This window comes from Paraburkholderia sp. (assembly GCF_035501035.1).
In the GTDB taxonomy this organism is placed as follows: Bacteria; Pseudomonadota; Gammaproteobacteria; order Burkholderiales; family Burkholderiaceae; genus Paraburkholderia.
Genome location: NZ_DATJWR010000072.1, coordinates 1 through 12326, shown reverse-complemented (window position 1 = coordinate 12326; position 12326 = coordinate 1). Strand labels below are relative to the sequence as shown.

The 12326-nt window shown below is 65.7% G+C and carries 7 protein-coding genes and 1 pseudogene; 6 read left to right on the top strand and 2 right to left on the bottom strand.

The window, feature by feature from the left end; genetic code table 11:
* The 3 genes and pseudogenes from VMJ11_RS05095 to VMJ11_RS05085 form a co-directional block, all read left to right on the top strand.
* A pseudogene (locus VMJ11_RS05095) lies at positions 1-538 on the top strand (F0F1 ATP synthase subunit beta); the annotation flags it as partial.
* 80 nt (positions 539-618) lie between these two features.
* Positions 619-1044, top strand: coding sequence for a F0F1 ATP synthase subunit epsilon (locus VMJ11_RS05090; protein WP_325617582.1), 426 nt, complete (start codon positions 619-621; stop codon positions 1042-1044).
* Positions 1045-1419: 375 nt separating this feature from the next.
* Positions 1420-3180: an AMP-binding protein gene (locus VMJ11_RS05085; RefSeq protein ID WP_325617580.1), complete on the top strand. Its 1761-nt coding sequence runs from the start codon at positions 1420-1422 to the stop codon at positions 3178-3180.
* 764 nt (positions 3181-3944) lie between these two features.
* Here the strand turns inward: VMJ11_RS05085 and VMJ11_RS05080 are convergent.
* Complete coding sequence (locus VMJ11_RS05080) at positions 3945-4733, bottom strand: transporter substrate-binding domain-containing protein (protein WP_325617578.1); 789 nt, start codon at positions 4731-4733, stop codon at positions 3945-3947.
* A gap of 223 nt (positions 4734-4956) precedes the next feature.
* Between VMJ11_RS05080 and hemE the strand changes: the two genes are divergently transcribed.
* Both hemE and VMJ11_RS05070 read left to right on the top strand, forming a co-directional pair.
* Complete coding sequence (gene hemE / locus VMJ11_RS05075; protein ID WP_325617576.1) at positions 4957-6048, top strand: uroporphyrinogen decarboxylase; 1092 nt, start codon at positions 4957-4959, stop codon at positions 6046-6048.
* Between the two features lie 375 nt (positions 6049-6423).
* Positions 6424-8760, top strand: a complete 2337-nt coding sequence (locus VMJ11_RS05070; RefSeq protein ID WP_414694303.1) for a primosomal protein N' — start codon at positions 6424-6426, stop codon at positions 8758-8760.
* 77 nt (positions 8761-8837) lie between these two features.
* Here VMJ11_RS05070 and VMJ11_RS05065 read toward each other — a convergent pair whose 3' ends face one another.
* On the bottom strand, positions 8838-8987 hold the full coding sequence (locus VMJ11_RS05065; protein ID WP_325617572.1) for a hypothetical protein: 150 nt from the start codon (positions 8985-8987) through the stop codon (positions 8838-8840).
* A gap of 289 nt (positions 8988-9276) precedes the next feature.
* Between VMJ11_RS05065 and putA the strand changes: the two genes are divergently transcribed.
* A partial coding sequence (putA, locus tag VMJ11_RS05060) for a trifunctional transcriptional regulator/proline dehydrogenase/L-glutamate gamma-semialdehyde dehydrogenase (RefSeq protein WP_325617570.1) occupies positions 9277-12326 on the top strand: 3050 nt, incomplete at its 3' end.

Genomic DNA, 12326 nt, shown 5'->3' with positions numbered 1-12326 from the left:
CACGTCGACCAAGAAGGGCTCGATTACGTCGGTTCAGGCCGTGTACGTCCCTGCGGACGACTTGACCGACCCGTCGCCGGCTACGACCTTCGGCCACCTTGACGCAACCGTCGTTCTGTCGCGTGACATCGCTTCGCTGGGTATCTACCCGGCAGTCGATCCGCTCGACTCGACCTCGCGCCAGATCGACCCGAACGTGATCGGCGAAGAGCACTACTCGATCACGCGCCGGGTGCAGCAAACGCTGCAGCGCTACAAGGAACTGCGCGACATCATCGCAATTCTGGGCATGGACGAACTGTCGCCGGAAGACAAGCTGACGGTGGCTCGCGCGCGCAAGATCCAGCGTTTCCTCTCGCAACCGTTCCACGTCGCGGAAGTCTTCACGGGCTCGCCGGGCAAGTACGTGCCGCTGAAGGAAACAATCCGCGGCTTCAAGATGATCGTCGAAGGCGAATGCGATCACCTGCCGGAGCAGGCGTTCTACATGGTCGGCACGATCGACGAAGCCTTTGAAAAGGCCAAGAAGATCCAGTAAGGGTTGAGTTGCCAACGGGCGGATGAGTCACGTGTGACTTATCCGTCACCGCAACCATTTAACCCCAGGAGTCGACACATATGGCAGCAACCATCAAGGTAGACGTCGTCAGCGCCGAAGAGAGCATCTTCGACGGCCAGGCGAAGTTCATCGCGCTTCCGGGCGAAGCCGGCGAGCTGGGCATTCTGCCGGGCCACACGCCGCTCATCACGCGCATTCGCCCGGGTGCGGTGCGCATCGTGGCGGAAGACGGCGAAGAAGAATTCGTGTTCGTCGCGGGCGGCATTCTCGAAGTGCAGCCGGGCGCCGTCACGGTACTCGCCGATACGGCGATTCGCGGCAAGGATCTCGACGAAGCGAAGGCGACCGAAGCGCGCAAGCGCGCCGAAGAAGCGCTGCAGAACTCGGGCTCGAACCTCGAGTACGCCACCGCTCAGGCCGAACTGGCCTACGCGGTTGCGCAGCTCGCGGCGATCCAGCGCCTGCGCAAGATGAATCAGCACTGATTCCGGAACGCGCCCTCGTGGCGCGGCGACCGAAGCGAAAAGGGCTCCCCAATTGGGGAGCCCTTTTTGCATTGGGCGCGTGAAAACGTGCCGGAGCGAACGAAGTGCGCGCAGTGCCGGATGGCATCGCGATGAAAAAAGCGGCATAAATGGCGTGAACCCGGATGGTCGACGAAAACGCTCTGACATACTTGACGTTAACGTAAAGGTGATGCCAAATCATGCCTTCGTGGCCGGCGAGCGAGGCGGTGCGCCACCCGAACCCGAGGCATGTGTTGCGGGTAAAACTTGATGCCGTTGCCTGGAAGGGCGATGGCACAATGGTTTTCAAAATTATTTCAATCGGGAGCGTCGCTCCCGTCGGAGACGATCATCATGGCAATCGACTCAGCAGGCGCGCAGGCCGCAGCGGGTGCACGTGAGGCACTCATCGCGCCAAAAGACGGGCTTTCCTACGTACGAGGCACGAGCGACGTGCCGCTCAGCGACGCGACGATCGGCGCGTTCCTGCAGGAAACCGCGAGCCGGTTTCCCGAGCGTCCCGCCGTGGTGTTTCGCGAGCAGGGCATTCGCTGGAACTGGCGCGAGTTCGCGGCCGAGGTCGATGTGCTTGCGGCCGGGTTTACCGAGCTTGGCATCGTCGCGGGCGAGCGCGTCGGCATCTGGTCGCCCAATCGCGTCGAGTGGCTGCTCACCCAGTTCGCGACCGCGCGCATCGGCGCGGTGCTCGTCAACATCAATCCTGCCTATCGCCTCGCCGAGCTCGAGTACGCGCTGAACAAGGTCGGCTGCAAGGCCATCGTCTGCGCCGAAAGCTTCAAGACTTCGAAGTATCTCGAGATGCTGCAGACGCTGGCGCCGGAGCTGGCGAGCGCCACGCCCGGCCAGCTACAGGCCGCGCGTCTGCCCGCGCTGCGCGCGGTCGTGCGCATGTGCGATACGGCCACGCCCGGCATGCTCTGCTTCAGCGAGCTCGTGGAGATGGGCCGCGAGCGCATCGCGCGGGATGGCACGGCATGGCTCGATGCCATCGGCGCGACGCTTTCGGCCGACGATCCGATCAATATCCAGTTCACGAGCGGCACGACCGGCAACCCGAAGGGTGCGACGCTCACGCATCGCAACGTGGTCAACAACGGGCGCTTCATCGCCCAGGCCATGCGCCTGACCGAAGAGGATTCGCTCTGCATTCCGGTGCCGCTCTATCACTGCTTCGGCATGGTGCTCGCGGTGCTCGCCTGCGTTTCGGTGGGCGCGAACATGGTGTTCCCCGGCGAGGCCTTCGATCCGCGCGCGACGCTCGAGGCGGTTTCGGAAGAGCGTTGCACGGCGCTGCACGGCGTGCCCACGATGTTCATCGCCGAGCTCGATCATCCCGAGTTCGCCAGCTTCGATCTTTCGCGGCTGCGCACGGGCATCATGGCCGGTTCGCCGTGCCCGATCGAGACGATGAAGCGCGTCGTCTCGAAGATGCATCTGGCCGAGATCACGATCGCGTACGGCATGACGGAGACGAGCCCCGTGTCGTTCCAGAGCGCGACCACCGATCCGCTCGACAAGCGCACGACAACGGTCGGCCGCATCCAGCCGCATCTCGAAGTGAAGATCGTCGACGCGCTCGGCAATATCGTGCCAGTGGGCGAGACGGGCGAACTGTGCACGAAGGGCTACTCGGTGATGCAGGGCTACTGGGGCGACGAGGCGAAGACCGCCGAGGCGATCGTCGATGGCTGGATGCACACGGGCGATCTCGCGACGATTGACGCGGAGGGTTATTGCAACATCGTCGGCCGCCTGAAGGACATGCTCATTCGCGGTGGCGAGAACATCTACCCGCGCGAGATCGAGGAGTTTTTGTTTCGCCATCCGAAGGTGCAAACGGTGCAGGTGTTCGGCGTGCCTGATACGAAGTACGGAGAGGAAGTGTGCGCGTGGATCGTGCTGCGGCCGGGTGAATCGGCAACGGCCGAAGACATCCAGGCGTTCTGCCAGGGGCAGATTGCGCACTACAAGATTCCCAAGTACATCCGCTTCGTCGACGAACTGCCGATGACGGTGACGGGCAAGGTACAGAAGTTCGTGATGCGTGCGCGCATGGTCGACGAACTCAAGCTCAGCGAGCAGAAGACAGCGTGATGCACGACGGCCGCGGCGGACGAATCAGGACGCCGCGGCGGTTTCTCAGGGTGCGCGAAAATGCTTGGGAAACCGAACGATTGTCTGGCGGCGCAGGGAGTTCGGGCAGGACGATGCCCAGCGAATCACTCAGGAAACAGGCGAAAAAAAAGCGGGCCTGGAGCCCGCTAAAAACCACACGCTACGGGGTTAGCGCGAGGAGACCAAAGGAGGAGCCGGGTCATGAAACGTCATCGACGCCGGTCACGGCTCCAGCAAGGATGCCCCTCAAGAGGGCTTCGGCGTAGAGCCGACCGCTTGGTGTTTTGTGTCCGCTCACACTTGTACCAAGCCACATCCGTGTTGAAACCGTTGAAGGCATTGTGGGCGAATTAACCAGGCTTCGCGGTAACAAAGTGTTTCAGGTTGTAACGCCCACGGGACAAGGCTTTGCGGGACCTTTTGCCATGCTTGGCGTTTCGCGCATGTCATTTTTACCTATGCTTTTCAAAGGCCGCGATGCAGCCAGAATGAAGCGTTGCAAACGTAGATTCGTCTAGCATGAGGGAAGGCCTGTCACACGGGGCCTTATGCGCGTGACATCGCGCGTGCGGGCGTAATTGCTGCCTATATGCGCAACGCGTGGCCGTGGGCGCTGTGCGCGAAATGCAAGGTTTGCGCGCCTCTCGTCGGGGACGGCCTCTGCAACTCATCGTAGCAATTCGAAGGGCCACAACGAGGAGGGCGATGAGAGGCGCGCCACTTCATCGCGCTGCTTCAGTGGTTCACTTCAGCCACTTGTCCGAGATTGCCTGATACTCGCCACTCGCGCGCGCAAGATGTAACCACTGGTCGACGTACTGCTGGAACACCACGTCGCCTCGCGGCACCATCCACGCTTTCTCGCCGTACTGGAACGGTTTGTCGGGATGCACCGAGCACAGGCCAGGGTTGAGCTTTTGCTGCAGCAAGGTCTCCGAAGCATCCGTCACCATCACGTCCGCTTTGCCCGCGAGAATCTGCTTGAAGATCGTCACGTTGTCCGGGTACGTGATGAGATTCGCATGAGGAAAGAACTGCTTCGCGAAGCGTTCGTTCGTGCCGCCCGGATTCACGATCACACGCACCGATGGCTGGTCGATCTGGGCTACGGTCTGGTACTTGTTCACGTCGTCGCAACGCACGATCGGCGTCTTGCCGTCGACCTGATAGGCCTCGGTGAAGAACGCGCGCTTCTGGCGCTCGAGCGTGGTGGAGACGCCGCCCACCGCCACGTCGCACTTCGCGAGAAAGTCGTTCATGAGATTCGGCCACGAGGTCTTCACGAACTCGGCCTTCACGCCAAGCGACTTCGCGAGCGACTCCGTCATGTCGATGTCGATGCCTTCGAACGTGCCGTCCTGCTTGTAGAACGAATAGGGCTTGTAGTCGCCGGTCGTGCAGGCGCGCAGCGTGCCGCGCGCGATGATTTCGTCGAGCCGCGTAGGCGCGGCGCCTGCCGGCGCGCCGGCGGACTGGGCGAGAGCGCTTGCGCTCAGCAATGCGGCAGTGAGGGCGAGGGCGGCTCTTTTCATCGTGTCTCCTGTATGGTTCTGTTGATGTAATGATCCGGAAAGGCGCTTGATGATAGCCCGCGCGTGCGCCGCAGTTAAGCGCGGACTTACCTGGGTAGGCAGGGCGTGTGCGTCACCGGCTCGCGTCTATCTGATGACGCCCATCAGCGGCGTGGTGCGGCGCGTGCTCCGGTAAAATGGACGCTTGCTTCCGAACCTTGGCGCGACTTCGCGCATCCCGCACGTGGCCCATACCCTCCTGAACGACACTTTCCTGCGCGCGTTGCTGCGCCAGCCGACCGAGTACACGCCGATCTGGCTGATGCGCCAGGCTGGTCGATATTTGCCGGAGTACAACGCTACGCGCAGCCGCGCGGGCAGTTTCCTCGGCCTCGCGAAGAATCCCGACTACGCGACCGAGGTCACGCTGCAGCCTCTCGAGCGTTACCCGCTCGACGCCGCGATCCTGTTTTCCGACATCCTGACGATTCCCGATGCGATGGGACTCGGCCTCTCGTTCCAGGCGGGCGAAGGGCCGAAGTTCGCGCATCCCGTGCGCACGGAAGAAGACGTGGCGCGCCTCGCGGTGCCGGATATCGGCGCGACGCTGGGCTACGTGACCGACGCCGTGCGCGAGATCCGCCGCGCGCTGACCAACGCCGAAGGGCGCCAGCGTGTACCGCTCATCGGTTTTTCGGGCAGCCCGTGGACGCTTGCCTGCTACATGGTTGAAGGCGGCGGCTCGGACGACTTCCGCACGGTGAAGTCGATGATGTACGCGCGGCCGGATTTGATGCAGCGCATTCTCGAAGTCAACGCTCAGGCCGTGGCCGCCTACCTGAACGCGCAGATCGAAGCCGGTGCGCAGGCCGTGATGATCTTCGACACGTGGGGCGGCGCACTCGCGGACGGCGCGTACCAGCGCTTCTCGCTCGCGTACATCGCGCAGGTCGTGGCGGCGCTCAAGCGCGAGCACGACGGCGAGCGCGTGCCGGTGATCACGTTCACGAAGGGCGGCGGCCTGTGGCTCGACGAAATCGCCGATACGGGCGTGGATGCCGTCGGTCTCGACTGGACGGTCAATCTTGGCCGAGCGCGCGAGCGCGTGGGCGCACGTGTGGCGCTGCAGGGCAACCTCGATCCGACCGTGCTGTTCGCGTCGCCGGCGGCGATCCGCGAGCAGGCGCGCGCGGTGCTGGACACCTTTGGCGCACATCCCGGCCACGTGTTCAACCTCGGCCACGGCATTTCGCAGTTCACGCCACCCGAGAGCGTGGCTGAGCTCGTGGACGAAGTGCATCGTCACAGCCGTGCGATTCGTGCGGCCGGTATGTGACGTTTTTGTTGCGCCGCAGCGAGGTGGGCTCCGGCTGTCAGGGTACGGGCGGGCTCCCGAGGCCATCCAGACGCCATCGTGGCCCTGTCAAGACTTGACTTATGCACACTCGTCTCGTTGCGGCGCGCAAGAGGGAAAGATTGCCGCAGAGCCCTGTGCGAGCTTACGCGGAATCAATCAGACCCTTGACAGACAAGGACTTCGGCGCTCCACGGCGCTCTGTGCGGTATCCCACATAACGACCTTGCGCGGGCGGCCTGGTGCGGCGCTCGGTGAGTTCTCAACAAAGTTATCCACAGGCGCAGCATCGGGGGCGCGATTGTTCTGCGGAATCCAAAACTTAGCGCGGAATCTCAAGTTTTACTTTAGGTTTGGATGTCTGTGCGCCAGCGCACGGAACTTCCCTGGGAGCCGGGCATGACGGGAAGGTACGTGCGGGTGGCGCTGGACCATCCGTTGGACGCGCTCTACGACTATCGCTATACGTTGGACACCTGCGCGCCCGAGCCCGGCATGCTCGTGCGCGTGCCATTCGGGCGCCGCGACGTGGTTGGCCTGATCTGCGAAGTGAACGCTCACAGCGACGTGCCTGCAGGCAAGCTGCGCGACGTGAGCGCCATCTGCGCAGCCTGTCCGCCGCTTTCGGCGCAATGGCTCGCACTGGCTGGCTTTGCCGCCGACTACTACCAGCGAGGCCTCGGCGAAGTCGCGCTGCCGGCGCTCCCGCAGGCGTTGCGCGACCCGTCGCGCTGGGCGCGGCTGCTCGCGCCGGAGGAACGCTATCGTCTGCTGCCGGCAGGGCGAGCCGCGTTGCCCGACGCGTTGCCTGCACGCGCCCAGGCGCTGCGCCGCCTCGCACAGGCACTGGCCGATGCGGGCGAGCTCGACGCGGCGCAGGCGCGCGCGCTGCATCCGAAGGCGATTGCAACGCTCGAAGCCTGGTGCGAGGCCGGCTGGGCGGAGCACGAATGCATCGAGTTCGGTGCGACGGGCCGCGCGACGGGCAGCAACGCGGCAAACACTGCGGAAAGCGAGACTCGCGACCCACGCGAGGCCCAGGTGGCGGTCGAGGTGCCGCGCCTGAGCGACGAACAAGCCGGGGCCGTCGAGGCGATCGGCGCGGCGCACGGCTTCGCGCCCTTCCTGCTGCACGGCGTGACCGGCAGCGGCAAGACGGAGGTCTATCTGCGCGCGCTCGCGGCCCTGCTTGCGCGCGAGCCGGACGCCCAGGCGCTCGTGCTGGTCCCCGAAATCAATCTCACGCCGCAGTTCGAGGCGGCTTTTCGCACGCGCTTCGCGACCGCGCTCGACGACGAGGCCATCGTCACGCTCCATAGCGGCCTTGCGGAAGGCGAGCGCGCTCGCCACTGGCTCGCGGCGCACACGGGCCGCGCGCGCATCGTCCTCGGCACGCGGCTCGCCGTGCTTGCCTCGTTGCCGCGCCTCGCGATGCTCGTCGTCGACGAGGAGCACGATCCGGCCTACAAGCAGCAGGAGGGGCTGCGCTACTCGGCGCGCGATCTCGCGGTATGGCGCGCGAAGCAGCTAGGCGTGCCGGTCGTGCTGGGCTCGGCCACGCCGTCGCTCGAAAGCTGGTGGCAGGCCGAGCAGGGCCGCTACACGCGCCTCACGCTCTCGCGCCGCGCAATTGCCGACGCCGCGCTGCCCACCGTCAGGCTCGTCGATCTCGAAGAGGAGCGGCGGCGCGGTCGCGCGTCGTTCGAAGGGCTGTCAGGCCCCCTCGTCGCGGCGATGAAGGCGCGCCTCGAGCGCGGCGAGCAGAGCCTCGTGTTCCTGAACCGGCGTGGCTATGCGCCCGTGCTCTCGTGCGACGCCTGCGGGTGGGTGGCCGGCTGCCCGCGCTGCAGCGCCTACGTCGTGCTCCACAAGCCCGAGCGTGCGCTGCGTTGCCACCACTGCGGCTGGGAGTCGCGCATCCCGCATTCGTGCCCCGAGTGCGGCAACGTCGATATCGCGCCGATGGGACGCGGCACGCAGCGCATCGAGGAGGCGCTCGCGAGCGCGGTGCCGGGCGCGCGCGTGCTGCGCATCGACGCCGACAGCACGCGCCGCAAGGGCAGCGCGCAGGCGCTCTTCTCCGACGTGCATGCCGGCGACGTCGATATCCTCGTGGGCACGCAGATGATCGCGAAGGGGCATGACTTCCAGCGCGTATCGCTGGTCGGCGTGCTCAATGCCGACAATGCGCTCTTCTCGCACGATTTCCGCGCGAGCGAGCGCCTTTTCGCGCAACTGATGCAGGTGAGCGGCCGGGCGGGACGCGCCGGGCTGCCCGGCGAGGTGCTCGTGCAGACACGCTACCCGCGCCATGCGCTCTATCACGCGCTTGCGCGCCAGGACTATGTGGGATTTGCGAATGCGCAGCTAGCCGAGCGGCGCGACGCGCATCTGCCGCCATTCGTCTATCAGGCGCTGCTGCGCGCCGAAGGGCGCACGCTGGAGGCCGCGCTGGCGTTCCTTGCGCAGGCCGCCGACGCGCTCGCGGCCCTGCCGGTCGCCCAGCGGGTGACCGTCTACGACGCGGTGCCGCTCACCATCGTGAAAGTCATGAACGTGCATCGCGCGCAATTGCTCGTGGAGAGCCAGTCGCGCGCCGCGCTGCAGGCAACCCTGCGCGCGTGGCAACCCGCGCTGCGGGCGTTGCGCGGCGTGCTGCGCTGGAATCTCGAGGTCGACCCGCTCGACATCTAGCCGGGCCGCGGGCAGGCCAGTCGAAGGCCGTCGTCGTTTCTCCGTCGCTCCCCCGTCGTTCCCCGCGGAACTCTCCCTTACTGGCCGGCCACATCGGCGGCATCGGCGCGCGCCGCACGCTTGAGGCTCACGCGGCGTTCGTCGTGCGCGGTCGCGCCGCGGATGAACAGCACGGCGCAAAGCGCGCACATGGTCCAGATTCCTGCAATCACCAGCACTTTTTCCATTTTCTGGTCCCTTCGCTCTCTCTTTGAATCGACAACCCCCGTTTTGTTTGTATAACGGCACGGCTGAGGAATCGATTAGGGTTCTCCAGAGCGTTGCGGGCCAGGGAAAATACCGAGCGCAACCCGTGCGGCCCGGCAGACGGGCGTCGGCCGCAAACCCCGGCTGTACAAGGGTTCTCGTCTGGTGCAACCATGCTGCCTGAAGGGTTGCACCTTTTTAATTGGACAGGTACGATTCGCCAACTTTTTAGTCACCGCCGGTGCGGCTCAGCCGGCATACGAAGGAAACATGGCTAGCACCACACTTGGCGTCAAAGTCGACGATCTGCTCCGCTCCCGGCTCAAGGACGCTGCCACGCGCCTCGAGCGCACGCCGCACTGGCTCATCAAGCAGGCCATCTTCGCCTACCTCGAGAAAATCGAGCACGGACAGCTGCCCCCCGAACTCAACGGCCACGTGGGTGCGACCGATCTCTCCGAAGGTGCCACCGGTGAAGGCGACGACGACGCCGCGTCGCACCCGTTCCTCGAATTCGCGCAGAACGTGCAACCGCAGTCGGTGCTGCGCGCAGCCATCACGGCCGCATACCGCCGCCCCGAGCCGGAGTGCGTGCCGTTCCTGATCGGCGAGGCGCGCCTGCCCGCCAACCTCACCGGCGACGTCACGAAGCTCGCCACGAAGCTCGTCGAAACGCTGCGCGCGAAGCGCTCGGGCGGCGGCGTCGAAGGCCTGATCCACGAGTTTTCGCTGTCGAGCCAGGAGGGCGTCGCGCTGATGTGCCTCGCCGAGGCGCTCTTGCGCATTCCCGACCGCGCCACGCGCGACGCGCTGATTCGCGACAAGATCAGCAAGGGCGACTGGAAATCGCACGTCGGCCACGCGCCGTCGCTGTTCGTGAACGCCGCGACCTGGGGCCTCATGATCACCGGCAAGCTCGTGACGACGAACAGCGAAACCGGCCTCTCGTCGGCGCTCACGCGCATGATCGGCAAGGGTGGCGAGCCGCTGATCCGCAAGGGCGTGGACATGGCGATGCGCCTGATGGGCGAGCAGTTCGTCACGGGCGAGAACATCTCCGAAGCGCTTGCCAACAGCCGCAAGTTCGAAGCGCGCGGTTTCCGCTACTCGTACGACATGCTCGGCGAAGCGGCGACGACCGAAGCCGACGCCCAGCGCTACTACGCGTCTTACGAGCAGGCCATCCACGCGATCGGCAAGGCCGCGGGCGGCCGCGGCATCTACGAAGGTCCGGGCATCTCGATCAAGCTCTCCGCGCTGCATGCGCGCTACTCGCGCGCGCAGCAGGAACGCACGATGAACGAGCTGCTGCCGCGCGTGCGCGCGCTCGCCGTGCTCGCGCGCCGCTACGATATCGGCCTCAATATCGACGCCGAAGAAGCCGACCGTCTCGAACTCTCGCTCGACCTGCTCGAAGCGCTGTGCTTCGACCCGGAGCTCGCGGGCTGGAACGGCATCGGCTTCGTGGTGCAGGCCTACCAGAAGCGCTGCCCGTTCGTGATCGACTACATCGTCGATCTCGCGCGCCGCAGCCGGCACCGCATCATGGTGCGCCTCGTGAAGGGCGCGTACTGGGACACGGAAATCAAGCGCGCCCAGGTGGACGGCCTCGAAGGCTATCCGGTGTACACGCGCAAGATCTACACCGATGTCTCCTACCTCGCCTGCGCGAAGAAGCTGCTCGGCGCGCCGGACGCGGTGTATCCGCAGTTCGCCACGCACAACGCGTACACGCTCTCGGCGATCTATCACCTCGCGGGCCAGAACTACTATCCCGGCCAGTACGAATTCCAGTGCCTGCACGGCATGGGCGAGCCGCTGTACGAAGAAGTCACGGGCCGGCTCTCGCAGGGCAAGCTCAACCGTCCGTGCCGCGTCTACGCGCCGGTCGGCACGCATGAAACGCTGCTCGCGTACCTCGTGCGGCGTCTGCTCGAAAACGGCGCGAACACCTCGTTCGTGAACCGCATCGCCGATGAGACCGTGCCGGTGAGCGAGCTGGTCGCGAACCCCATCGACGAAGCCGCGAAGGTCGTGCCGCCGGGCGCGCCGCATACGAAGATCCCGCTGCCGCGCGAGCTTTTCGGCCGCGAGCGCCTCAATTCGATGGGCCTTGATCTCTCGAACGAGCATCGCCTCGCGTCGCTCTCGTCGGCGCTGCTGGCTAGCGCGCATCATCCGTGGCGCGCCGTGCCGATGCTCGCCGATAGCGATCTCGCCGATGCCACGACCGGCACCGCGCGCGATGTGCGCAACCCGGCCGATCATCGCGATCTCGTGGGCACCGTCGTGGAAGCGACGAGCGAGCACGTGAGCGCCGCGCTCGCGCACGCGGTGGCCGCCGCGCCGATCTGGCAGGCGACGCCCGTCGAAGCGCGCGCCGATTGCCTCGCACGTGCCGCCGACCTGCTCGAAGCGCAGATGCATACGCTCATGGGCCTGATCGTGCGCGAAGCGGGCAAGTCGCTGCCGAACGCGGTGTCGGAAATCCGCGAAGCCATCGACTTCCTGCGCTACTACTCGACGCAGATCCGCGAAGAATTCTCGAACGACACGCATCGGCCGCTCGGCCCTGTGGTGTGCATCAGCCCGTGGAATTTCCCGCTCGCGATCTTCATGGGCCAGGTGGCCGCGGCGCTCGCGGCCGGCAACACCGTGCTCGCGAAGCCCGCGGAGCAGACGCCGCTGATCGCCGCACAGGCCGTGCGCATCCTGCGCGAAGCGGGCGTGCCGGCGGGCGCGGTGCAACTGCTGCCGGGCAACGGCGAAACGGTGGGCGCGGCGCTCGTCGCCGATCACCGCACGCGCGCCGTGATGTTCACGGGCTCGACCGAAGTCGCGCGCATCATCAACAAGACGCTCTCGGAGCGCCTCGACTCCGAAGGCCGCCCGATCCCGCTGATCGCCGAAACGGGCGGCCAGAACGCGATGATCGTCGATTCGTCGGCGCTCGCGGAGCAGGTCGTGGCGGACGTGCTGCAGAGCGCGTTCGACTCGGCCGGCCAGCGCTGTTCGGCGCTGCGCGTGCTGTGCCTGCAGGACGACGTGGCCGACCGCACGCTCGAAATGCTCACGGGCGCGATGCAGGAGCTCGCGGTGGGCAACCCCGACCGCCTCTCGACCGACGTCGGCCCGGTGATCGACATTGAAGCGAAGCGCGGCATTGATGCGCACGTCGCCGCGATGCGCGAAAAGGGCCGCAAGGTCGTGCAAATGGCGATGCCCGAAGGCAACGCGCAGGGCACGTTCGTGCCGCCCACGCTCATCGAGATCGACAGCCTCGACGAACTGAAGCGCGAAGTGTTCGGCCCGGTGCTGCA

Coding starts and splice junctions, on each gene's coding strand:
- VMJ11_RS05065 (WP_325617572.1), bottom strand. CDS start 8,987: ATGGAAAAAGTGCTGGTGATTGCAGGAATCTGGACCATGTGCGCGCTT.
- VMJ11_RS05080 (WP_325617578.1), bottom strand. CDS start 4,733: ATGAAAAGAGCCGCCCTCGCCCTCACTGCCGCATTGCTGAGCGCAAGC.
- VMJ11_RS05085 (WP_325617580.1), top strand. CDS start 1,420: ATGGCAATCGACTCAGCAGGCGCGCAGGCCGCAGCGGGTGCACGTGAG.
- VMJ11_RS05070 (WP_414694303.1), top strand. CDS start 6,424: ATGTCTGTGCGCCAGCGCACGGAACTTCCCTGGGAGCCGGGCATGACG.
- VMJ11_RS05090 (WP_325617582.1), top strand. CDS start 619: ATGGCAGCAACCATCAAGGTAGACGTCGTCAGCGCCGAAGAGAGCATC.